The organism is Hydrogenobacter subterraneus (assembly GCF_055390195.1).
Window position 1 is genome coordinate 50267 of the sequence record NZ_AP042473.1, and the last position, 22755, is coordinate 73021.

Here is a 22755-nt window from a genome sequence, read left to right on the forward strand (position 1 = left end):
AGAAGTTATGAAAAGAGCCATACTTGCCCTTGAAGATGGAAGCTACTTTATAGGCTACTCCTTTGGTGCAGAAGGGGAAACCTCAGGGGAGGTGGTGTTTAACACCTCCATGACAGGCTATCAAGAAATACTAACAGACCCATCCTATAAAGGACAGATACTTGTTATGACCTACACCCAGATAGGAAACTATGGAATAAACTATGAGGATGTAGAATCTGGGAAAGTTCAAGTGAATGGCTTTGTAATAAAGGAGCTGTCGCCCATATATAGCAATTGGAGGGCAAAAAAGGGTTTGCATGAATATCTAAAAGAGAACGGCGTGGTGGGAATATGGGGTATTGATACAAGGGCCCTCGTTAAAAGGATAAGGGAAAAGGGCGCCCTTAGGGGAGTTATATCCACAATAGAAGACGATCCTGTAAAGCTGGTAGAAAAGGCCAGGTCCCTTCCAGATATATCGGAGCTTAACCTGGTAGAAGAGGTGGCAACAAAGGAGGTCTATTATTGGAAAGAAGGAGACTGGGACCTCATAAAAGGCTACATATATAAGGATAATGAAAAGCCCCTTATTATGGTGGTAGATTATGGTGTAAAGAGAAACATTCTAAGGAGATTGACACAAGAAGGTGCAAAGGTTGTGGTGGTGCCGCCTTACAATGTGGAGGAAAGGATAGAAGAGATAAAGCCAGATGCCCTTTTCCTTTCCAACGGGCCAGGAGACCCACAAAGGGTAGTAGAAGGTATAAGGCTTGTGAGGAGGTATATGGAAAAGCTTCCCATAATGGGCATATGCTTGGGACATCAAATAATAGGGCTTGCCCTCGGTGGAAGGACCTATAAGTTAAAGTTTGGCCATCATGGAGGAAACCATCCAGTAAAGGACCTAAGGGATGGCCATATTGAAATAACAGCCCAAAACCACAATTTTGCGGTGGACCCAGATAGTTTAAAAGAAGTGGAAATAACCCATATAAACCTATTGGACAACACCCTTGAAGGCTTTAAGCACAAGCATTTACCTATCTTTTGCGTTCAGTACCACCCAGAAGCTTCTCCAGGGCCTCATGACTCTAAGGGTATATTTAGAGAGTTTGTACAGTTGGCTGTAGCTTATGCAAAACCTTAGAAGTAGTAATGTAAAAATAGCCTTTTTATCTTTCCTTTTGCTTATAGGAGTGGTAATAATAACGGGAAGGTTCTTTTATATACAGCTTATAGGTAGGGAAGGGTATGTGGAGAAGGTGGTTGAAAAGTTTCCAAAGGCTTCCGTGGTTAAACTCTCTACTCCAAGAGGGTCAATAAAGGACAGGAACGGCAACGACCTTGCCATAAGCATACCTACCATATCCATCTATGCCTTTCCACAACTTGTGGAAAACAAGGAAGAGCTTATAAGAAGACTTTCTGCCATCCCAGAGATAAAGGAAAGGGACCTTTTAGAAAAGTTAAACTCTGACAAAAAGTTTGTGTGGTTGGCAAGGCACCTTGATAAGGCTTATGCACCATACATAAAAGGAGCAATAAAAGATACTAACAATGTTAAGGCAGTTGGATTGCAAGAAGAGTACAAAAGGCTATATCCTCATGGAAGCCTTGCGGGAAATCTTTTGGGCTTTGTTGGCATGGATGGGGAAGGGCTTGAAGGTGTGGAATATATGTTCAACAAAGACCTAAAAGGAAAGGAGATAAAGGCCGTTCTTTATCTCGGAAAGCTTGCCATAGGACCAATAACGGAGGATATGGAAACCAAAGAAATAAAACTTACCATAGACCTGGGCGTCCAAACCATACTTGAGGATATAAGGGATAAGATAGTCAAGCAGTGGAACCCAGATAGAGTAGGTATTCTGGTTATTGACACAAAAAGCGGTGAAATACTTGGCTTGGCAAATTACCCTACCTACGACCCAAACAATTATCAAAAGTATAGCCCCTTTCATAGAAGGAACTTTGTGGCTACAGACCTCTTTGAGCCTGGCTCTGTGATGAAGCCCTTCTTTATAGGTCAGGCATTACAAAAGGGCTATGTAAGACCAGGCATGTGGATAGATACGGAAGGGGGTAAGATTGAAGTTTTTGGTAGGTATGTTAAAGATGTAAAGCCTTCGGGAACTCTTACTCTTGAACAGGTGCTTATAAAATCTTCCAACGTAGGGACCATAAAAGTGGCACGCTATCTTTCCAAAAGAGATGTGGAAGAAATTTTGGACAAGATATACATGAAGGATAAGTTTGACGTGCTTCCGGGAGAGGTAAAACCAAAGCTTCCCAACTTTAACTACCCTGCCAACATACTGTATGCAAGCATAGGTCAAGGTATGGCATCCAACCTTCTCAATCTATGCGTAAGCTTTAACGCCCTTGCTACCAATAGGGTAATAAAGCCAAAGATACTTTTGGAAGAAAAGGGCCAAGTGCTAAGAGAAAATATCTTTTCACCACAAGTTTTTAGATGGCTTCAGGAGAACTTAAGAAAGGTGGTGGAAGAAGGAACCGCAAAGATGGCAAGGTCGGACTACTTTAGCATTGCTGGTAAAACAGGCACATCCCAAAAGTTTGACTTTAGCACTGGGAGATACTCAAGGGAGAAGGTGGTAGCCTACTTTATAGGATATTTCCCTGCCACCAATCCACGGTTTGTAGCTGGCATAATGGTGGATAATCCCAGGGGACCAAACCCTTACGGCGGTACCGTTTCGGCACCATACTTTAAAGAGTTGGTGGAAAGAGTGGCCTTCTACTACAGATTAGAACCCGACAAGCTCAGCAAGTAGATTTCTGTATTCGGATGGTAGAATTAGACCCTCCACCTTTGGGATTTCCAATGGCTTAAGGCCAGTTAGCTCCCTTATTATCAAAGGGTTTGTCCTTTCGGATACATCTTTGCCTTCAAAGCCGTTCATAACTATACCCATAGGCTCCACGCCCATGGATTTCATATAATACCAGCTAAGGAAGGTATGGTTTATGGTACCAAGGCCTGCCCTTGCTACAAGAAGAGTCCTCAAGTTCCAATCCTTGGCAAGATTTACATAGTTGTAGTCTTTTTTTATAGGCACGGCCACACCACCAGCTCCTTCCACTATCAAAAGCTCATATTTTTCCAAAAGTCTTTCATAGTGCTTCCGTAGGTCTTCTAAGGAAAAATCCTTACCTTCCTCCAGTATGCCCGCATAGGGAGCAAGTGGCAAAGAAAATCGTACAGGCACCACTTCCTCAAGGCTTTGGCCAGTCAGAGAAGCCAAAAGGGACCCATCCTGTGGTATGTCCTTTACATCCGTCTCCACAGGCTTTAGGTAGCCCACTTTAATACCTTTTTCCCTCAAGGCATACACGAGGTTGTAGCTTATAAAGGTCTTTCCTACACCCGTATCAGTGGCTGTAATAAGTATGGGCCTAAACTTCATGATAATAGTTTAAGAGATAGCTTTGGAACCTTGGTAACCTTTATGCCAAGCTTATCCAGTACATGCAAAAACTCCCTAAACTTATAAACTCTTTTGTCGCACAATATTATGGTTCCACCATCATCCTTTGTCCTCATAAGCCTTCCTATGCCTTGCCTAAACTTTATAAGGGCCTTTCTTTTTTGGTACTCAAAGGGGTTTATTCCTTTTTCCTTCAAGAACCTAATCCTATGGAAGGTTATGGGTTCTTCTGGGCTTTCAAAGGGAAGTTTGGCCATAAGAAGGCCCTTTTTCCCTGGCACATCCACACCAAGCCAAAGGGAATCAAAGCCTGCCAAGGCTTTTATTTTACCCTCCCTTAGGTCCTGCACAAGCTTAGATAGGCCTTCCTCTCCCTGGAAGGCAAGGCCCTCTTCCCTTTCAAAAATGGCCTTTTGTTCTTTATTGGTCAAAAGGACAAGAACCTTATCGTATAGGCTCCTAAGGTATTTGTAGGCATCCTTTAAATACATAGCCCACTCCCTTTCCCTTGGGTCCACGTCATAAACAAGGAAATTTACCTTATGGTATGGAAAAGGATGAGAAAGCTCATAATAATCTCCTTCAATACCCAAAGTAAGCCTTAGGTCTTCTGGGTCTACGGTGGCGGACGTGATAATAACGGCCTTGTAATCACTAAAATCTACGTAATCCTTTGGGAAAACTGGGAAAATACCGATCCAATAGTTAAAAGTTTTTAGCTTCTTACTCCATTTTCTTCCCACAAGATAGCCAAAGTTGGCGCTATCCTCCTTCATTACAAGGTTAAAATTTCTTAACTTTGTTATACTTTTGGATAAAAGCTCATAATATTTTATCCTTTTTATCAAAGATTCCTCCTCTTCTGAAGGCTCTTCGTAGTTAGAGTTCAAAGCCAAATACCTTTCCCAACTTATAATTCCGAGCTTTAAAAGATAGTCCTTAAACCTTAGGCTTACAAACAGCCTGCCTTCCAAAAAGTCTTCCAAATCCTCAAGCACCTTTTCCTTTACTCTTTCGTACAAAGCTTCTATTGGAAAAAGAATTTCCCTTTCAAAGGCCTCTTGGTAGGGTCTTAGACTCTCTAAGGGTAGCTCTTCTTCCTTTTCTTTAAACAGCTTTTCAAAGTTTTCTATAAAAAAGCTTTCCACATCTACGTTGGCCTCTGGCAAAAAGTTCCTTATCCTACCCAAAACCTCCACCCTTAAAGTATATAAAGACAGGCTCGCCGTTAAACTGCTTGTTATATACTTGTCCAGTTCATGGGCCTCATCTATTACCAAAACCCTTTCCTTAGTGTTTTCAAACTCCTTTAGGCTCAAAAGAGCATGATTTACCACCAATATCTGAGCTTGTTTTTCCATCTCCTTTATCCTTCCCCAGTAATAGCATTCCTTTCTGTACTTACACATACTTCTATAATGGCTATCACAATAATCATCATCCACGCATATTTCCAGCCAGACTTCCGCAGGAATGCTTACAAATTCATAATCCCCATCCCATTCTGAGCTTATATAACTCTCCAAGTCCACTTTTTGACTGGAGTAATACCTATCAAGACAAAGATAATTGGATTTACCCTTTAGTATAAGATAGTTAACATCCTTGTTTAAAAGATATTTTGCATAGCTTTTCAAAGTTTCTAAATCCTTTCTTAGCTGTTCTTGTAGCATTTTTGTGCCTGTGGATATGATAGCCTTTTGGTCCTTTTCTATGATGGGTATAAGGTATGCGTAGGTTTTACCTGTGCCTGTAGGTGCTTGCACTATCTTTGTGCCACCAACATCAAAAGCTTCAAGCACTATCTGAAAGAACTCCTCCTGAGCCTTTCTACGTTCTAAACCTCTGTTAATAAGGAACTCATACAAAAGCACTCCATTATTTTAGCTTATAATCTTTTACATGCTTAGTATGACGGGCTTTGGTTCTGGGGTTTATGAAAACGATAGGTGGGCCGTAAGCGTTTTTGTTAAAAGTCTAAACGGCAAAGCTCTTGAAGTATTTATAAAGTCCAACTATAACCTTATGGCCCTTGAGTTTTCTATAAGGAAGATGGTAAGGGAGTTTTTAAGGCGTGGCACTGTAAGCGTTCATGTGGATGTTAGGAGGAAGGATATAATTGAGCCGGTGAACCTTGAAAACCTATTTACCAACATAAACTTTTTTAAGATAATAAGGGAAAAGCTTAACTTAAACGTGAGCGATGATACGGTGCTTCAACTGGCAACGAAGTTTTCAGAGGCCCCAAAGGAAGAAATAGACCCAAGCCTTGAAGAAGCTATCTCCTGCGCTCTTACCGATGCTCTAAAAGAGCTTCTTAATAGAAAAGCGGAGGAAGGAGAGCATATAAGGTTGGATATGGAGGAAAGGCTAAAAAGGATTGAAGGGCTTTTGCAGGAGATATTAAAGCAAAGAGAAGAGATTTATGAAAGGGCAAAGAAGAAAGTGCTTGAAAAGGCCGAAGAACTGGGACTTTCTGAAAACAATGCCCTTGTTTTGAACGAAATAGCCTTGATAATTTCTAAGATGGATGTGGAAGAAGAGATAACCAGGCTTAAGTCCCACCTGAATAAAAGCAGGGAGCTTATGAAGTCCAACGAGGATGTGGGAAGGAAGCTGGAGTTTATATTCCAAGAGATGCATAGAGAGATAACAACCCTTTCCAATAAGCTTCCGGACTTGTCCTCTCTTGCAGTAGAAATAAAAACGGAGATAGACAGGCTAAAGCAACAGGTGGCAAACGTGGAGTAAAATGATATAATATTAATATAGCCAGCGGGCGTAGCTCAGTGGTGGAGCGGCTGCTTGCCATGCAGCAGGTCGCGGGTTCGAGTCCCGTCGCCCGCTCTTAGGCAACGTGGCCGAGTGGTTAGGCGAGGGACTGCAAATCCCTTTTACGGCGGTTCAAATCCGCCCGTTGCCTTTGATTGAAAAATAAACATTATTGGAGGTATGGTATGCCAAATACAAGGCAGGCAGAAAAACGAATGAGAAGGGACGCCAAGAGAAGGCTAAGGAATAGGTATCACCTTTCAAGGATGAGAACTTACATAAAAAAGTTTAGAAAGATGGTAGAGAATAATCAAATAGAAGAGGCAAAAGAGTTTTTACCAAAGGTAATAAGCATCATATACCACACGGCTTCAAAGGGTGTAATACACAAAAGAGAGGCAGCAAGAAGGGCATCAAGACTTAGCAAGCTTCTTAACAAGGCTCTTAAGCAGGTGCAAAACTGAAAGGGCCAAAGGCTCTTTTAAAAGAAGTAAAGAAATCCAATATATAAGTGAGGCCAAAGGTATAGCATAGAAAAGTTCATAGGGATTTGGTTTAATAGCTACTAAGAAAAGGCACATAAGAAGGGTTGAAAGAAAGGCCTTTAGGAGGGAGGGAATGTAGCTATGCGTGTTAAACTCCCTTTCTTTCCAAAAATACAAAAGAAAACCAAAGCCAGCCAAGGATGAACTGGCAGTGCCAAGCACAAGGCCTATCACACCCAGTTTGAACACAAAGGCAAAGATAAAGCCCAAAAAACCTTCCACAATAACCGCAAAAAGGGAAGAAAAAACAGGAGTCCTTGTATCACCCTTTGCAAAGAAAACACTTGAAAGCACCTTTTGTAAGGAAAAGAACAAAAGGCCCAACGAATACACAGAAAGCACGCTACCAGCTATAGAGATGTCCTCTGAAGAAAACCTTCCCCTTCCGTAAAGAAGAGCTATTATCTGGTGTGAAAGAACTATAAGCCCTCCCGTGGCGGGAAGGGCAAGAAGGGTAATAAACCTAAAGGCCAAGGTTATGTTGTTCCTTTTATCCTCACCGTAAGATAGAACGGAAAGCAAAGAGTTTGCCATACCAACCGATAAGGCTCCTAAGGGTAGTTGGAATATCCTGTTGGCGTAGTATAGGTAGGATATGGTGCCAAGGGCAAGGAAGGAGGCAAGAAAGGTATCAATAAAAAAGGAAAGTTGGGCAACGCCAAAGCCCATTATGGCTGGCAGGAGCCTCTTTAAAAGCAGATTAAGGTCCTTATCCCTTTCAAAGGTAGGCTTTGGTATAAGGCCCTTTTTAAGGGCCGAAGGAATATTAAATAGAAGCTGCGCAAGCCCACCCAGTATTACACCGATTATAAGAGCCATATACCCAATCCTTTCTGCCAAAAAAGCCAAACACAAGGCAAAAACCAGGTTAAAAACTGCCTGCGCAAAGGCTGGAACAAAGAAGACCCCCCTTGTGTTAAGAAGGGCCATAAAAAAAGCACTCAAGCCAATAAAAAAGAGATAACTAAAGAGAAACCTCGCCATAAAAACTGTTAGCTCAAAATATCCCATATGTGCTATACCAGGAGCTATAAGTCTTATAATCCAGTCAGAAAAGACAATACCAAGCAGTGTGATAAGAAGGTTAAACAGGGTGTAGTATGTGAATACAGAGTTTAAAAAGGCCTTTTCTGTGCCTTCCTTTATCCTTTTGGCAAAGATGGGAACGAAGGCCGCATTAAAGCCTCCTTCCCCCAAAAGCTCCCTAAAGGTGTTGGGAAGCCTAAAGGCAACAAAAAAAGCATCCGTAATATGAGATACACCAAAATAGTAGGCAATAAGGGCATCCCTTACATAACCAAGAACCCTACTAAAAAGCGTAGCAAAGGAAAAAGAGAGGGAATGCTTTATTAGGCTCATTGTTCCTTTTGGTGCCGGAGGCGGGAGTCGAACCCGCACGCCCTCACGGGCACTGCCCCCTCAAGACAGCGCGTCTGCCAGTTCCGCCACTCCGGCTTACACTTAATATTATATTAACTTTTCAGTTCAAAGTAAAGCCTTCCACCAGAGTATATGTTGTAAAGAAGAAACAAAGAAGATGCCACATGCACCACAGAAGATAGTATAAAGCCTGCCTTTTGATTCAGGAGGAAAGATAACACTACGCATACAACCCAAAGAAGATGTAGATAAAAGTTAAGCCTTATCCTTCCATATGGGATAACCTCGGACATTAAAGGCACCCTTTTTGCAGGCATATTGCTAAGGTGGAACCACACAAGGAAGGGTATGATCCTATACATCATGCCCATGATTATGCTTGAGAAGAAAACAAGGAAGGAGAAAAGGAAGGGCAAGAAGTAGGTATGCATAAAGGGATAGAGTAGGGAGGAGATAATTAAAAAGGCTTGAGACATATACCAAAAGAGTATGCTTGGCTCCATACCCCTCTTTCTTCTTATAAGCCTCCTTATGGTCATGTAGGAGTAGCTTAAAAATAAAACCACTAAAGGCACAGAGAAAGGACCGCCAAAGTAAGAAAGCACAAGCCCAAAAAGAACCATAAGTGGAAAGTTCATAGAAAATCTTTTGTTATAAGCTTCTGCCACAAAGAACATCTCCACCACTTGAAAGGAAACGCTTGCCACCAAAAGGCCTATCCATCCAAAGAGCAAAAGGGTAAGATGAACATAAATAGCCCTTTCCCAAAAAGGCACAAGGTCAAAGTAGGAAAGCGCCTGATAAAGGCCAATGGAAGCACCGAGCAGTAAAAAGCCCAAAGCATACCTAAAGCCCATGGGTGTGGGAATGTGGGCCTTAACTTTGAAAAGATGCCAAAGCATGAGAAGGGATGTATACACTATGCCCAAGTAGGCAAAGATAGCTCCAAGAATAAGGTAATCCCTTTTCAAAAAGCCTACAAACATAAGTGTAGAGCCTAAAAGCAAAAGAATATAAGAGAAAAAAGCCTTTGGCTTTGGGTTTTTTATTACGGCACCAGCTACCACGGGTAGCATCTGAAAAAGGGCGCCAAACATGGTAAATAGGGCAAAGCCTAAGGTGTAAAGGTGGACCAAGGGAGGAAGGTTAAAAGAACCTTTTATAGAAAGGAAAAGCTCAAAAAAGGAAGCAAAAACACCAAAAAGGCAAGCTGTTAGAAAGAAGCCAAAGACTATTATGAAAGGGGGAGCCTGAAGCAAAGAAAGGCCTTGGCTCATAGGCTATCCATTCTATTTACAAGCTCTAAGCTATCAAGGTATTGGTCGCACATGGGGTATAGGATCTGCTCTTCCTTCATGTTGTGCTGTTGGAGAAGTATCATAAGAGTGTCCGCCACGGCAAGAAAGTTTTTCTTATCCCTGCCTTCCAAGGCTGATTTCATCCTTTCCAAAAGTTCTCTTGCCTGTGCATGCTCCACCCTCATAACCTGCGTGGGACCCATGGTGATGCCTGTGGTCCTCTCAAACTCTGGAAAGAGAATATCCTCCTCCTTTTTAAAGTGGGTTAGCACATCTTCCTCAAAGGCTTTAAAGGCTTCTTCTGCCTCTTTCCATCTTTCTGACCTTACAAGCTCCTCAAGCTTGGCATACAAGCTGTCTCCTCTTCTGTGTTCCTCTGTGAGGTAATCTCTTATACTATGCATGTTCCACCTCCTAAGTGTATATATACTTACTTCTTTTCCAAAGATTTGTCAAGTGGAGGGGGAGGAAGCAAAAATTCATATTGTTTGTCTCATTTATTTTTTGCAAAGTAAAGAATTAAGGCCTACAGTCGGCACTCACAAAGGGGACCTGCTAAAGGCTTAATTTTTGCTATACTTTAAATGATATGAAGCCCGTTCTTTTACTTTCAGAAACCCACAGAGTAAAAAGGCTTTTGAGAAACTTAAAGTTAAACACAGTCTGCGAAGAATCCCGATGTCCCAATATAGGAGAGTGCTTTGGCTCCGGCACTGCCACCTTTATGATACTGGGGGATACTTGCACCCGTGCCTGCACCTTTTGCAACCTAAAAAGGGGTAAATCAACAGCTCCAAACCCAGAAGAGCCATACCTTCTTCTTCAGGCGGTTAAAAGCCTCGGGCTAAGCTATGTGGTTATCACCTCTCCCACAAGGGATGACCTGCCGGATGGAGGTGCTGGGCATTTCTATAGGTGTGTAAAGGTGCTAAAGGAGGCCATTCCACATATTAAAGTGGAGGTGTTGATACCAGACTTTAAGGGAAATAGGAAGGCTCTGGAGCTTGTGCTTTCCTCCAAGCCCAATGTGCTTGCTCACAATGTAGAAACCGTTCCAAGGCTTTATGAAAAGGTTAGGACAGGCTCAAAGTATGAGAGGAGCCTTGAAATATTAAAAGCCTCAAAGCGTATAAACCCACACATTCCTACAAAATCCGCCTTAATACTTGGCTTTGGAGAAGAATGGGAAGAGGTAGTGGATGTTTTAAAGGACCTCAGAAAAGTAGATTGTGATTTTATCACCATAGGGCAATACTATCAGCCTTCAAAGGACCACCATCCAGTAGTCAAATACTACACAGAAGAGGAGTTTAAAGAGCTTGAAAAGATTGCCTATTCTCTTGGTTTTAAAAGGGCAAAGGCAGGAGCCCATATAAGAAGCTCCTACAAGGCCTGGGAACTCTTGTAAATTATTCTCCTTTTGCTTCCTTCAAGGCACGCTTTATATCCTGGTCTGCCTTCTTAAAGATTTCTGCGTTTTCTTTGCTGAGATGTTTTCCGTAGGTCTTTAGTAGGAAGGGGATGTTTATATAGCCAGTTGCTACCTTCCCTTCCTTTTCATAAAGGTATATCCTACAGGGGGCAAGGGTACCAAACTGGGGTATGTCCTTTAGTATGGCCTCTCCGTAAGTGAGGTTGCAAGCCAAAAAGATGGAGAGCTTTGGACTTTCTTGCCTTATATCCATAACATCAAGTATGTTCATGTTTACGCCGTCAAGTGAAGTTTTATAAAGAGTCTTGAAGGTGTCAAAGTCCAAGCCTTCTATTGTTTCTTCATGCACAAGGCTATCCTTTATGGGTGGAGCCTTTGGTAGGCGTGGTTTGTTGGTGCTTGCCTTTGCAAGGGCTAAATGTAATTTCCTATAAACTTCGTCTACAGCCTTCCTTTCGGAGGGTGTAAGCCTGTCCTTATACTTTGAAAGGAATACTCCATGGTTTATAACCGTTGCCTTGACCTTGCCCTTGTCCTCATAAACGGCCACACTGCAAGGTGCTATGTTGGTAAGGGCTGGAGCTTTGAGTAGTATGCTATCCATACCTTCAAACTTGCATCCAAAGATAACGTAGTAGTTCCTAAAGTCCTTGTTTCCTCTTGCCCTTATGGCATCCGATATGGTAAGCGTCCTTATAACCCCCAAACCTTGGCCTTCCATACTCTTTTTAACAGACTCCACTGCTGTCTTAAAGTCCTTTTCCTTTAGGTCATAGGTTATATACATGACCCTCATGGGGTCCATGGCAAAAGCAAAAAGGGGGAGGAGGAGCAAAACAAGCCTTAACATCTTTTACCTCCAGTAGCAGTCTGTATTATAAGGATGGTCAAGCACCTTAACGTTTGGCTTTCTTTCCACTTCCACATCCTTTTTCTTCCTTATATAGTCTATCACAATTTCCCTTATGTTCTTCTTTTCTGGCTCCACTCCCATAGGTGGTGGTCCGCCGTAAACCGCAACCACATACTCTTTGTTGGGGTCCAAAGGCTTGCCCTTTATCCTAACGTTTCTTATCCTCTCTCCTTGCTTTGCGTTTATCTTCAGTTCATACTCCACACCGTAGAGCCTTGACATATCGCCGCCCTGTTGGTATAGTGGGTTTGGATTAAACACGTTGTCCGCCACATCCTCCCATAGGGCCAAAAGGTCCTTCCCTTTCCTCTTCATGATAAATACCTGTGGATAGGTTATGCCAAGCACATCGTAAACATGTTCCACGGTTATCTTTTGACCGGGTAGCACGGTTGTGCCCCATCTATATCCGGGAGAAGTGGCCACATCCAAAGACATTACCGCATCTACACCATGGTAGTAGTCTGCAAGGGCTTCGCCGATGAGCCTATCCCAAGTGCTATAAACTGTATCCCTCTTGTAAAGGAGCGTTCTGGCAGTGCCAATAACCGTGTTAAACTCCTTTTCGTAAGGTTCATACCACTTTTTGACAAGATCTTTGGCTCCCTTGTCTTCTGGGACCACCTCAGAAAGCACTGGTATAAGCTTAAACCTATAACCTTGAAGCTTACCATTTTTGACCTCAAGGTCCATCCTTCCCACAAACTTGCCGTGAGAACCGGGAGAAACTATTAGCGTATCTCCCACCTTAACGGGTGTGGGTGTTATATCGTGTGTGTGGCCAGAGATGACTATATCTATTCCTTTTACCATCTTCATAAGGGCTATGTCTAATGGTAATCCATCGTGGGAAAGTAGTATGACAAGGTCTACCTTGTGTTTTTCCCTTAGCTCATTGACATACTTTTGAAGCTCTTCTGGCCTCACACCGAAGGTCCACCCTTCCGTGTACACCCTTGGATTTGCCACTGGTGTAAAGGGGAAGGAGCTACCTATTATGCCTACCCTTACTCCTCCCTTCTCCACCACATCGTAAGGCGGAAATACCAAGTCTCCAAAGGGCTCCTCTGTAATGTTATATGAGATAAACTTTGCTTTTAACTTGTTTTTGACTATGTCCAAGAACTTTTCCTTTCCAACTGTAAAGTCCCAGTGGCCTACCATATACTCATATCCCACATAGTTGAGCCAATCTACTATCGCCAAGCCATCGGTCTTTACTGCTATGCCGGAAGTTACCCAAGTATCCCCACCGTCAAGCACCAAACATCTATCTTTGCCTCTTTCATTCACTATGGTTTTTATTATGGTGGCCATCTGTGGAGCGCCGCCGGTCATACCATAGAGCTTTGCCAGTTTTATAAAGCTCACGCAAGAACCCATATAAGCTTCCACCGTTCCCGGCTTTATGTTGTAGTACTTGAGGAAGTCCATACCAGCCAAGTAGCCCGGCGTGCCTTTCAAAGCTTCAGGAGCCAAAAGGTTCATAGGTTCTGCAAAGTACATGGGCTTTAGGTGGCCGTGGATATCGGAAGTGAATATAAGAGTAAGGTTTCCATAAGGCTTAAACTCCATAAGCTTTTCAAAGCTTACAGGCTTTTTGGCAAAGGCTTGGGGAATAAAAGGCAGTGTGGATATTCCAATAGCGGAGTATGTTAAAAACTCTCTTCTACTTATAGCCATCTTAAAAACCTCCTTAGATTGTAAAAGGGGGCCTACGCCCCCACAGAATCACTTGTTTACTGGAGATTCTGGGTGTAAGAGATAGGCCACTATGTTTGCTATATCTTCTGGAGAAAGGCTTCCATGATAGCCAAACCTTGGCATGGGAGAGCAAGGGAAGGCAGACCAAGAGTTATACACTATGTTGTAAACACTCTTTATCTTTTCCACCGTTTCTGGAGAATTTAGGTTCTCCTTTGTAATGTTCCATCTCTTTCCGTATTGGTAGAGGTTTGGTCCCATTGTACCACCGGGAACGCCCTTCTCTATAAGGTGGCATGCATAACAGTTTCCACCTTTATCGGTAGGCTTATCGGAAAAGCCATAGCTTGCATACCTTCCTCCCCTTGGAGAATCTACAAGCTTTTTACCTTCCTTCCAATCTCCCATATAGATGCCCCATTGGGGGTATTTTATCTCTGCCTGGCTTAGCTGGATCACCTTTTGGACGGCGCTTGCTGGCATCTCCTCCCTGCTGGGATACTGAGAGCATATCCTTTGAGCTTCATCCTGCTTTATCTTCCACGCAAACCTTGGGTCCGAAGAAAGGCCAGACTTTAAAACTTGCATCACTTCTTCTTGCTTTACAGCTTGTTCCTTCTTAGGCTGTACCTTTTTCTGCTGTGCTTGGACCACACCAGCCACAAGAACAAAAAGCCCGGTTAATATTAATCCCTTCTTCATGTTTATCACCTCCCTATACCTGGTGCCTTTATCTCTGTGCCATTAGCCAAGCCATACATGTATGTAGAAAGGGCCACTCCAAGGTCTGAATGTGGTATAAACTCTGGCCATCTCATCTGCCTTATACACTCTGCGTATCTGTAATGCATACTCATAGGCATACCCCACCTGACCAAGTATTTGGGGAAAATGGAAACAGCACCACCAACCTCACCAGGTCTGTCTGCACTCCAAAGCCTTGTAGCCCTTATTCTCACCTCTTTCTTTCCTGCATGACAAGTGGCGCAGTTAAAGTCCCAAGGTCCAAGCCTTGTGTAGTATACTTGCTTGCCCATTTCAAACATCTTTTTCACATGCGGGTCCTTTAGGTTTACGTTTATCTTGTGGCCGTTGGACTCCATGGTAAGGTACATGATTATGCCATCGTACTCGCTCATACAGTTTCCGCTTTTGCCCCAACATTGACGGACAAACTTAAGCACTTGGTCTTGGGTCATGCCCGCATATTTTTGAAGGCACCAACCTACCCTTGTCTCAAGGTCCATCACCTTGCCCGCATCTGCAAAATACCTTGGAAGCTGTGCTGCCGCACCCTTAAAGACACCGGGACCCAATCCCAAGTCGCACTTGTCAAGGTGGTATTTCTTTATGGCTTCTTTGCCAACCTCATACCATATCTCTCCAGGGTTTACGCCCTCAGCCAGCATTTTATTGAACTCTTGAACCAATCTCATTTCCTCTTCTGGAGATATCTCACCTTCTACTTGTGCAAAGGCCTTTGTGGACAATAGACCACCGGCTATAGCACCGGCAGTAAAAACTCCTAACAAAAGTTTTCTCTTCATGGTCTGTCCTCCCTTAGGACACCTTTATCTCTGCTGTCTTTTCCCATTTGCCACCCTTGTTGTCTTCGTAGACTATCTTAACAACTCCGCTTTCCTCCACCTTTAGAGTAAGTGCCATAAAAGGGTTGGCACTCACACCAGCTCCCATATTTATGGTGCTTACAAGCTTGTCGTTAAAGAAAAGGTCCAGTTTGGTAAGGTGATAAGCTGGTACTTCTTGACCAGTTTGAGGGTCTTTTCTGGCTGGAGACATGGGGTGTGTTATAACCATCTGGACCTTAACTATTTCTCCCTTCTTTGCCTCTTTTGGCACACGCAGTATACCAGTTCCTACAGCCATCTTTTTACCTCCTTTATAAGATTTTCTTTGTTATTATCCACATCCACCGGCTGTTACTTTTACTTCCTTCATGGCCATCACGTAAGAGCCATCCTTTAATTTGAGTATGGCCCTAACGTTGGAAGTCTCACCCATCTTTATCCTTGTGGAAAAGTATACCTGACCGTTCATTGGAGAAAGGCTAACATCAGCTATCCATGGGCTTGGGTTTTTGTCCACAAAGATGTAAAGCTTTTCCACCTTATCCACCGGTATGGTGGATTCAACGGTTATGGGCACATTGGCACCAGATTCTGCTATGGTGGGAGCTGTGAGCTTGATGTCCGCAGATTCTTTGATTTGTAGCAGTTGGACTCCAAGCCTCTTCTGGATTTCTTCCTCTAGCTTGGTGGCGCCAAAGGCTGGCCTAAGGGCTGGAGCTATACTTAGACCTACAAAGGCCACGGCAGACAGGGCTAAAAACCTCCTTCTGTCCATATCTATACCTCCTTAAAGAAATTTTCAACAGGTTTTTAGGTTTGCCTTTCTACATATATTGTTTATGTAGTTTAGGATCTCCCCCCGTGGCCTACTGCCAAAGATGGCACCTAAGGCTTTATCTTGTTTTGGGTCATAAAAAACTATGGTTGGTACGCCAGGAACACCAAACTTCCTTGCCCATTTACTTCCATCATCGGAAGATATATTAAGGCTAATTACTACAAAGTTATTCAACTTCTTTTGCACATCTTCCTGGTTTAAAACAAACTCCTCCATCTGTGCACAATAGGGACAATGGCTACCATAGAAATAGAAAGCTACAGGCCTGTTTTCCTTTTTGGCTATTTCCAAGCCTTCCTTCACATTATTAAACCATCCAGCTACCGCTAAAGAAAGCCCCACAAGTATTATAAGGACCAACTTCATGCTGGGTATTATAATACACTCTTGAGAAAAGTTTTCAATAACAAAATCTTATAATGCCATAAGACCTAGTGATTTCAGAATATTAGAATTCCTAATTATCCTCAAGGGACCTTCTCCTATGGCTTGCCTTGAAAAGGTAAGCTTCCAACTTTGTAGGGTTTCTCTCCAATATTAAGGCTTTTAATTCTTTCATAGCATCTTCAAAAGCCTCCATGGCCTTTATTAACTCTTCCTTATTTTCAAGGAATATATCCCTCCACATAATGGGGTCTGAGGCAGCTATGCGTGTAAAGTCCTTAAAGCCTCCACCGGGATATTTAAAAAGGTTTACTTCTTTACTGAGCCTTTCAATGGTCTCCATTAGGGCAAAGGCTACCGCATGGGGAAGGTGAGAGACTGCACCAAAGACAAAGTCATGAAGGTATGGGTCCATCTCTTCCACAATAGAGCCAAGGCCCTCCCAAAGCCTTTTTATCTTTTCTTTTGCCATGGGGTCTGTGTTTGGTGTGGGTGTGACTATAAACCTTTTACCTTTAAAAAGGTCCCTTAGGGCGTTTTCAACGCCTGCCTTTTCTGTGCCAGCGATAGGATGGCCTCCCACAAACCTGCTTCCCAAAAGCTCCTCCATCCTATAGACCAGTTTGCCTTTAACAGATCCAAGGTCTGAGACTATGCACTGTGGGCTTATAAGTTCTTTTAAGGATAGGGCTATGCTCTCAAAGGCACGCACGGGCGTGGCAAGCATAACCAGGTCTGGGTTAAATTTTCTGATGTCTTCTATGGAAAGGCTTCCCTCATCTATCACTCCAAGCTCTATCGCCTTATCTACGGATTCTTTTTTTATATCAAGGCCAAAGATTTTACAGTTAAAGGCCTCCTTACATGCAAGGGCAAAAGACCCGCCCATAAAGCCCACGCCTATTACCACAATCCTTTCAAACATCCTGGTATACCACCCTTCCTTCAAAGATGGTGTATATGACCTTACCTTTCAGTGGTTTATTCCAAAGGGGTGTGTTCCTTGACTTGGAAAAGCTTGTTTCTTCACCAAGGACCCATTCCTTTTCTGGGTCAAAAAGCACAAGGTTTGCCCTCGCACCCACCTTTATACTTCCACAACCTTCTAAACCTAAGATTTTGGCGGGATTACAAGACATAAGCTCCACCATCTTTGAAAGGCTAATATAACCCTCCCTCACAAGCTGGAGCATCATAGGAAGGGCTGTTTGTAGGCCTATCATGCCCGGCATGGCCCTTTCAAAAGACCCCTTTTCCCATGATGCGTGTGGTGCATGGTCTGTAGCTATGCAGTCTATGGTTCCATCCTTTAAAGCCTCAAGAAGGGCCTTTCTTTGGTTTTCTCCCCTCAAGGGTGGGTTTACCTTAGCCTTGGCATAAGAAGTTAAAAGTTCAAGCTCGTTGAAAAGAAGATGGTATGGGTTTACCTCACAGCTTACCTTTGCTCCTTTATCCTTGAAAAACCTAATAATGTCCAAGCTTAGACTACTGCTAACATGTTGAATGTGTATATGGCCTCCCGTATGGTAAGCCAACACACAATCCCTTGCCACCAGCACATCCTCCGCACTGGCAGGTCTTGAAGCAAGTCCCAAAAGGGAGCTTACATACCCATCGTTTATATGCCCGTAGGCGATCCTATCATCCTCACAGTGGTTCATCACAAGGCTTCCAAGTTGTGCCGTAAGCCTTAGGGCCTTTTCCATAAGGCTTGAGTCCATAAGGGGGGAACCATCATCGGTAAAAGCCACACAACCAGCCTTTTTAAGGGCATAAAAGTCCACAAGCTCTTTGCCTTTCCTTCCTTTTGTCAAGGTGCCTGCAGGCAAGACCTTACATAGCCCTATATCCTCCGCCTTTCTAACTATGTATTGTGCCACTTCGGGAGAGTCTATGGGTGGGTTTGTGTTTGGCATACATACAAGGGTGGTAAAACCGCCCGCCACCGCACTTTTCATACCGCTTTCAAGGTCTTCCTTATACTCCTGCCCTGGGTCCCTCAAATGCACATGTATATCCACAAAGGAAGGACAAGCTATTAACCCATTGGCTTGTATTACCTGAGCCTCAGGCTCAAAAAGGTCTTCGCCTATATCCTTTATGCGTCCCTTTTCTATTGAAATGTCCTTAATGCCGTCAAGGCCTTGGGATGGGTCAATTACCCTTGCCCTTTTTATCAAAATCTTGGACATCACATAGATTATAAACCACTTCCCTTAAGGCTTTGTATGGGTTTTTCTCCTCCGTTTCCCACACAAAAACACTCCCCTGGGTCAAAATGCCCTTGGCGCTGGAAGAAAAGGGATGATGGCCACATACTACCACAAGAAGGCCCTTATTCTTTATTAACTCCGATAGGGCTTCTTCTCCTTTTGGAAGATTTGAAAGCCTTTCTGGAGAAGGTCCAAAGACCAATAGCTCCTTAGCCTTTTCAAAGTTTGGACTAACCTCACCCCTCTCATCTACAAGCACACCCACCTTAAGGCCAACACCATCCACAGGTTCATAGTGTATAAATACCATATCAAGCTCTTTTATCTCTTCTTTTAACCTTTCCTCTATTTTATCCACCGTTTGATGTATCTTTATAAAATCCCTTCCTTCAAGCACCAAAATAATGTCTGCAAAGAGCCTTCCTCCAGAGCTTCTCACAAACAAACTCTTTATCTCCTTTACCTCTGGAAAGGATAAAAGGACCTCCCTTATTCTGTCCAAAGTTTTTTCATCCGCCGATATGTCCAAAAGCACGGAAACCTCCCTCCAAAGTATGCCGAAGGCCGTATAACCTATAAGCATGGCCACCCCAAAAGCAAAATACCTATCCAGTTGATAACCCATATAGGCGCTCAAAAGGCTAAGAAGGACCAAGGAAGACCCAAAGGCATCGGTAAGTGTGTGGTAAGAGTCTGCCACAAGGGTGGGAGAGTTTAGCCTTTTGCCAGCCCTCCTTTCAAGGATGGAAAGGGTAAGGGAACTAACCAAGGAGAATAGCACAACCCCAAGACCAAAGCCCAAATACTCTTCCTTAATAACCACCTCCTTCCCCATTGCCCTTTTGCCTATCTCGTAGGCTGTCAAAAGAAGGAAGAAGGCTATTATTATGGAGCCAAGGTTTTCAAGCCTATAGAGGCCGTAAGGGAATCTTTGAACCTTTTTGTCGGATAGCTTTATGGTAATAAAGGCTATTACAGAGGCAAAGGAATCGGAAAGGGAATGAACAGCCTCGCCTATCATGGAAAGGCTTCCTGTAAGCACGCCTGCAACAAATTTTAGTAGAGATTGTATTAGGTTAAGGCTAAGGGATATAAGGGCCCAATGGTGCTTTTTCATCGGTTAAAGGGTGTTTTGCAACCTTGGTAGCTCCCCCGCCTTTTCATCTCTTCAAGTATGGCATTTATCACCTCTTGCTTTTTGGAGTAGGTGCAATAGTCTGGTGCTATAAGCCTGTCTGGCTCCACCTCACCGGTTAATCTGTGTATAACCACATTGGGGGGCAGTATTTCCAAGATGTCCACCGCATACTTGGCATACTCCTCAAGGCTTAAGACCTCAAACTCTCCATTTAAATACTGCTCCGCCATTTTGGTGTTTTTTATTATATGCAAGGGATGTATCTTTACACCATCTATGGGCAAGCTGGCAAGTAGTTTGCCAGTTTCCAGCATATCCTCCCTGTCCTCGTAGGGCAGACCAAGGATTATATGGGCGCATACTTTGAGCTTTCTTCTCTTTGTTCTTAGGACCGCATCCACAAAGTCCGATACGCCATGGGCCCTGTTTATGAACCTTAAGGTTTTAAAGTTGGCGCTTTGAAGGCCATACTCTATCCATACCTCAAGGCCCTTTTGAGTGTAGCTATCAAGGAGGTCAAGCACCCATTCGGGTGCGCAATCAGGCCTTGTGCCTACATCTATGCCTACCACTTCCTCAAACTCAAGGGCCGTATCGTAAATGGACTTTAAATACTCATACTCTCCATAAGTATTGGAATAGGATTGGTAGTATATGAAAAAGAGGATCTTTTCACCATATCTGTTCTTTGCCCTTTTTATGCCTTCCTCTATCTGCTGTTTTAATGGAATATAAGGCTCAAGGTGGGCAGGCCTCGTGCCAGAAAAACAATAGGTGCATCCACCCCTTGCCTTTGTGCCATCTATATTGGGACAGGTGAAAGGAAGAGCTACCGTTATCTTCTGCACACGCCTTCCATACCTTTCCTTAAGGTAGTCCTTAAGAGAGTAATAGGGTAATTTTTCGGTTGCAAGCATGTTTATAAATTTAATCCTTATACAGCATGATAGGTTTTATATTATAATATTAATCTTAAAGGCGCGTAGCTCAGTTGGCAGAGCGCCGCCCTTACAAGGCGGAGGTCGGCGGTTCGAGTCCGCCCGTGCCTATTTATATTGACTTAAGGTTCGTATATGTAGTATGATATATTATTACCCTCTGTAAGCTGGCGTAGCTCAGTGGCAGAGCGCGGGATTTGTAATCCCGCGGGCGTGGGTTCGACCCCCACCGCCAGCTTAGAGGCTTAGGAGGGGTGGCCGAGCGGCCAAAGGCAGGGGACTGTAAATCCCCCGGGCTCCGCCCTACGCAGGTTCGAATCCTGCCCCCTCCACCAGCGGGCGTAGCTCAGTGGTAGAGCAGCTGCCTTCCAAGCAGCAGGCCGCGGGTTCGAGTCCCGTCGCCCGCTTTTATTTTATTAAGACAACAGCCCAGGTAGCTCAGTCGGCAGAGCACACCCTTGGTAAGGGTGAGGTCGCCGGTTCAAGTCCGGTCCTGGGCTTAATAAGGAGGTAAGCAATGGCAAAGGAGAAGTTTGTAAGAGAGAAGGAACACGTTAACGTAGGAACCATAGGACACGTTGACCATGGCAAGTCCACATTGACCTCTGCCATCACATGCGTTTTGGCCGCAGGCGTTATGCCAGGAGGCAAGGCCAAGTGCATGAAATACGAAGAGATTGACAAAGCACCAGAAGAGAAGGAAAGAGGTATAACCATAAACATCACTCACGTGGAGTATGAGACACCCAAAAGGCACTATGCCCACGTGGACTGTCCGGGACACGCGGACTACATAAAGAACATGATAACTGGCGCAGCCCAGATGGACGGCGCCATACTTGTAGTATCTGCGGCGGATGGTCCCATGCCACAGACGAGGGAACACGTGCTATTGGCACGTCAGGTTAATGTGCCATACATAGTAGTCTTTATGAACAAGTGTGATATGGTAGATGACCCAGAGCTTCTTGACCTTGTGGAGCTTGAAGTAAGAGAACTCTTGAATAAGTATGAATTTCCTGGGGATGATGTACCTGTGATTAGAGGCTCTGCTCTTGGAGCATTACAAGAACTTGAGGCAGGCAAGCCGGACAAGTGGTGCAATGCGATAGTACAACTTTTAGAAGCTTTGGATACATACATACCCACACCACAGAGGGAAGCGGACAAGCCCTTCCTAATGCCCATAGAGGACGTATTTACCATATCTGGCCGTGGAACAGTTGTAACAGGTAGAGTAGAGAGGGGCGTGCTAAGGCCTGGAGAGGAAGTAGAGATAGTAGGGCTAAGGGAGGAGCCACTAAAGACAGTAGCCACATCCATAGAGATGTTTAGGAAGATACTAGACGAGGCATTACCTGGTGATAACATAGGCGTGCTATTGAGGGGAGTAGGAAAGGATGACGTGGAGAGGGGGCAAGTATTGGCGAAACCTGGTACAGTGAAGCCCCACAAGAGGTTTAGGGCGCAGGTATATGTGCTGAGCAAGGAAGAAGGAGGAAGGCACACACCTTTCTTTGTTAATTACAGGCCACAGTTTTACTTTAGGACTGCTGACGTGACAGGTACGGTGGTAAAACTTCCCGAGGGGCAGGAGATGGTAATGCCTGGAGATAATGTGGAGCTTGAGGTAGAACTTGTCAAGCCTGTGGCTATGGAGGAAGGTCTTAGGTTTGCCATAAGGGAAGGTGGAAGGACTGTTGGTGCAGGCGTTGTTACAAAAATCATTGAATGAGGTGTGAAATATGGCTGCAGTAAGGGAAGTAGTAGTTTTGGCATGCACAGAATGCAAAAGAAGGAACTACTCCACCACTAAGAACAAGCAAAAGCGCCCTCAAAGGATGGAGCTTAGGAAATACTGCAAGTGGTGCAAGAAGCATACTATACATAGAGAGGTGAAATAGGGGCGCTAGCTCAATTGGCAGAGCGCGGGACTCCAAATCCCGCGGTTGGGGGTTCGAGTCCTCCGCGCCCCGTAGGTAGAAGACATGGAAAGGCTTAAGGAGTTTATAAAGAGCTTAAAGAAGGAGCTTGATAAGGTTTCTTGGCCAGGGAGAGATTTGGTCATAAAAGCGACGATTAGTGTTATAATATTTTCTTTGGCTTTTGGTATAAGCTTGTGGATTTTTGACCTTATATTTACTAGGCTTATACACTTTTTGCTTTCTTTGAGGGGCTAA

Annotated in this window: 24 protein-coding genes and 9 tRNA genes; 16 read left to right on the forward strand and 17 right to left on the reverse strand. The window is 43.9% G+C overall.

Annotated elements, in window-relative coordinates:
- Window positions 1-7: 7 nt before the first annotated feature.
- Window positions 8-1129: a glutamine-hydrolyzing carbamoyl-phosphate synthase small subunit gene (carA, locus tag ACZ5GB_RS00285; RefSeq protein ID WP_464326997.1), complete on the forward strand. Its 1122-nt coding sequence runs from the start codon at window positions 8-10 to the stop codon at window positions 1127-1129.
- Window positions 1116-2777 (forward strand): peptidoglycan D,D-transpeptidase FtsI family protein, encoded by a 1662-nt coding sequence (locus ACZ5GB_RS00290; RefSeq protein WP_464326998.1) that lies wholly within the window; start codon window positions 1116-1118, stop codon window positions 2775-2777. The genes carA and ACZ5GB_RS00290 overlap by 14 nt, the downstream gene beginning before the upstream one ends.
- Here the strand turns inward: ACZ5GB_RS00290 and bioD are convergent.
- The gene (gene bioD, locus ACZ5GB_RS00295; RefSeq protein WP_464326999.1) at window positions 2751-3410 is read right to left on the reverse strand and encodes a dethiobiotin synthase; all 660 of its coding nucleotides are present in this window, start codon (window positions 3408-3410) and stop codon (window positions 2751-2753) included. The genes ACZ5GB_RS00290 and bioD overlap by 27 nt on opposite strands.
- On the reverse strand, window positions 3407-5305 hold the full coding sequence (locus ACZ5GB_RS00300) for an ATP-dependent DNA helicase (RefSeq protein WP_464327000.1): 1899 nt from the start codon (window positions 5303-5305) through the stop codon (window positions 3407-3409). Before ACZ5GB_RS00300 ends, bioD begins: the two co-directional genes overlap by 4 nt.
- Before the next feature lie 28 nt (window positions 5306-5333).
- Here ACZ5GB_RS00300 and ACZ5GB_RS00305 point away from each other — a divergent pair, with 28 nt between their 5' ends.
- From ACZ5GB_RS00305 to rpsT, 4 genes are all read left to right on the forward strand, one after another.
- The gene (locus ACZ5GB_RS00305) at window positions 5334-6182 is read left to right on the forward strand and encodes a YicC family protein (RefSeq protein WP_464327001.1); all 849 of its coding nucleotides are present in this window, start codon (window positions 5334-5336) and stop codon (window positions 6180-6182) included.
- Window positions 6183-6206: 24 nt separating this feature from the next.
- A tRNA-Gly gene (locus ACZ5GB_RS00310) sits at window positions 6207-6278 on the forward strand.
- 4 nt (window positions 6279-6282) lie between these two features.
- A tRNA-Cys gene (locus tag ACZ5GB_RS00315) sits at window positions 6283-6354 on the forward strand.
- 34 nt (window positions 6355-6388) lie between these two features.
- Window positions 6389-6667 carry a 30S ribosomal protein S20 gene (rpsT, locus tag ACZ5GB_RS00320; protein ID WP_464327002.1) on the forward strand — a complete coding sequence of 93 codons (279 nt, stop codon included), beginning with the start codon at window positions 6389-6391 and terminating at the stop codon, window positions 6665-6667.
- Here the strand turns inward: rpsT and murJ are convergent.
- The 4 genes from murJ to ACZ5GB_RS00340 form a co-directional block, all read right to left on the reverse strand.
- A complete protein-coding gene (gene murJ, locus ACZ5GB_RS00325; RefSeq protein ID WP_464327003.1) occupies window positions 6617-8107 on the reverse strand; it encodes a murein biosynthesis integral membrane protein MurJ in 1491 nt (496 codons plus the stop codon). The genes rpsT and murJ overlap by 51 nt on opposite strands.
- A gap of 9 nt (window positions 8108-8116) precedes the next feature.
- A tRNA-Leu gene (locus tag ACZ5GB_RS00330) sits at window positions 8117-8203 on the reverse strand.
- A gap of 17 nt (window positions 8204-8220) precedes the next feature.
- Complete coding sequence (locus ACZ5GB_RS00335) at window positions 8221-9405, reverse strand: hypothetical protein (RefSeq protein ID WP_464327004.1); 1185 nt, start codon at window positions 9403-9405, stop codon at window positions 8221-8223.
- Window positions 9402-9830 carry a hemerythrin domain-containing protein gene (locus ACZ5GB_RS00340; RefSeq protein WP_464327005.1) on the reverse strand — a complete coding sequence of 143 codons (429 nt, stop codon included), beginning with the start codon at window positions 9828-9830 and terminating at the stop codon, window positions 9402-9404. Before ACZ5GB_RS00340 ends, ACZ5GB_RS00335 begins: the two co-directional genes overlap by 4 nt.
- A gap of 185 nt (window positions 9831-10015) precedes the next feature.
- Between ACZ5GB_RS00340 and lipA the strand changes: the two genes are divergently transcribed.
- Entirely contained in the window at window positions 10016-10834 is an 819-nt protein-coding gene (lipA, locus tag ACZ5GB_RS00345; protein ID WP_464327006.1) for a lipoyl synthase, read from the forward strand.
- Between the two features lies 1 nt (window position 10835).
- Here lipA and ACZ5GB_RS00350 read toward each other — a convergent pair whose 3' ends face one another.
- The 11 genes from ACZ5GB_RS00350 to mnmL all read right to left on the reverse strand — a co-directional run bounded on the left by ACZ5GB_RS00350 (window position 10836) and on the right by mnmL (window position 20554).
- Window positions 10836-11708 carry a DUF302 domain-containing protein gene (locus tag ACZ5GB_RS00350; protein ID WP_464327007.1) on the reverse strand — a complete coding sequence of 291 codons (873 nt, stop codon included), beginning with the start codon at window positions 11706-11708 and terminating at the stop codon, window positions 10836-10838.
- A 3-nt stretch (window positions 11709-11711) separates the two neighbouring features.
- Window positions 11712-13454: a thiosulfohydrolase SoxB gene (soxB, locus tag ACZ5GB_RS00355; RefSeq protein WP_464327008.1), complete on the reverse strand. Its 1743-nt coding sequence runs from the start codon at window positions 13452-13454 to the stop codon at window positions 11712-11714.
- 48 nt (window positions 13455-13502) lie between these two features.
- A complete protein-coding gene (soxX, locus tag ACZ5GB_RS00360) occupies window positions 13503-14177 on the reverse strand; it encodes a sulfur oxidation c-type cytochrome SoxX (RefSeq protein ID WP_464327009.1) in 675 nt (224 codons plus the stop codon).
- Between the two features lie 5 nt (window positions 14178-14182).
- On the reverse strand, window positions 14183-15022 hold the full coding sequence (soxA, locus tag ACZ5GB_RS00365; RefSeq protein ID WP_464327010.1) for a sulfur oxidation c-type cytochrome SoxA: 840 nt from the start codon (window positions 15020-15022) through the stop codon (window positions 14183-14185).
- Between the two features lie 13 nt (window positions 15023-15035).
- Entirely contained in the window at window positions 15036-15362 is a 327-nt protein-coding gene (soxZ, locus tag ACZ5GB_RS00370; protein WP_464327011.1) for a thiosulfate oxidation carrier complex protein SoxZ, read from the reverse strand.
- A gap of 33 nt (window positions 15363-15395) precedes the next feature.
- Window positions 15396-15839 (reverse strand): thiosulfate oxidation carrier protein SoxY, encoded by a 444-nt coding sequence (gene soxY / locus ACZ5GB_RS00375; protein WP_464327012.1) that lies wholly within the window; start codon window positions 15837-15839, stop codon window positions 15396-15398.
- A gap of 24 nt (window positions 15840-15863) precedes the next feature.
- A complete protein-coding gene (locus ACZ5GB_RS00380; protein WP_464327013.1) occupies window positions 15864-16268 on the reverse strand; it encodes a thioredoxin family protein in 405 nt (134 codons plus the stop codon).
- A gap of 91 nt (window positions 16269-16359) precedes the next feature.
- Window positions 16360-17211 (reverse strand): prephenate dehydrogenase, encoded by an 852-nt coding sequence (locus tag ACZ5GB_RS00385; RefSeq protein ID WP_464327014.1) that lies wholly within the window; start codon window positions 17209-17211, stop codon window positions 16360-16362.
- Window positions 17204-18478 (reverse strand): dihydroorotase, encoded by a 1275-nt coding sequence (locus ACZ5GB_RS00390; RefSeq protein WP_464327015.1) that lies wholly within the window; start codon window positions 18476-18478, stop codon window positions 17204-17206. The genes ACZ5GB_RS00385 and ACZ5GB_RS00390 overlap by 8 nt, the downstream gene beginning before the upstream one ends.
- Window positions 18441-19616, reverse strand: coding sequence for a cation diffusion facilitator family transporter (locus tag ACZ5GB_RS00395; protein ID WP_464327016.1), 1176 nt, complete (start codon window positions 19614-19616; stop codon window positions 18441-18443). Before ACZ5GB_RS00395 ends, ACZ5GB_RS00390 begins: the two co-directional genes overlap by 38 nt.
- Window positions 19613-20554, reverse strand: a complete 942-nt coding sequence (gene mnmL, locus ACZ5GB_RS00400; protein WP_464327017.1) for a tRNA modification radical SAM protein MnmL/YtqA — start codon at window positions 20552-20554, stop codon at window positions 19613-19615. The genes ACZ5GB_RS00395 and mnmL overlap by 4 nt, the downstream gene beginning before the upstream one ends.
- 59 nt (window positions 20555-20613) lie before the next feature.
- On the opposite strand from mnmL, the gene ACZ5GB_RS00405 reads away from it, so the two are divergent.
- The 9 genes from ACZ5GB_RS00405 (at window position 20614) to secE (ending at window position 22755) form a co-directional block, all read left to right on the forward strand.
- A tRNA-Val gene (locus tag ACZ5GB_RS00405) sits at window positions 20614-20686 on the forward strand.
- Window positions 20687-20741: 55 nt separating this feature from the next.
- Window positions 20742-20813 (forward strand) — tRNA-Thr (locus tag ACZ5GB_RS00410).
- A 10-nt stretch (window positions 20814-20823) separates the two neighbouring features.
- Window positions 20824-20910 (forward strand) — tRNA-Tyr (locus ACZ5GB_RS00415).
- Window positions 20911-20982 (forward strand) — tRNA-Gly (locus ACZ5GB_RS00420).
- 20 nt (window positions 20983-21002) lie between these two features.
- Window positions 21003-21075: transfer RNA gene (locus ACZ5GB_RS00425), tRNA-Thr, on the forward strand.
- Between the two features lie 17 nt (window positions 21076-21092).
- Window positions 21093-22310 (forward strand): elongation factor Tu, encoded by a 1218-nt coding sequence (gene tuf, locus ACZ5GB_RS00430; RefSeq protein ID WP_464327018.1) that lies wholly within the window; start codon window positions 21093-21095, stop codon window positions 22308-22310.
- A 10-nt stretch (window positions 22311-22320) separates the two neighbouring features.
- A complete protein-coding gene (rpmG, locus tag ACZ5GB_RS00435; protein WP_464327019.1) occupies window positions 22321-22479 on the forward strand; it encodes a 50S ribosomal protein L33 in 159 nt (52 codons plus the stop codon).
- Window positions 22479-22551, forward strand: a tRNA-Trp gene (locus tag ACZ5GB_RS00440). The genes rpmG and ACZ5GB_RS00440 overlap by 1 nt, the downstream gene beginning before the upstream one ends.
- Before the next feature lie 12 nt (window positions 22552-22563).
- Window positions 22564-22755, forward strand: a complete 192-nt coding sequence (secE, locus tag ACZ5GB_RS00445) for a preprotein translocase subunit SecE (protein WP_464327020.1) — start codon at window positions 22564-22566, stop codon at window positions 22753-22755.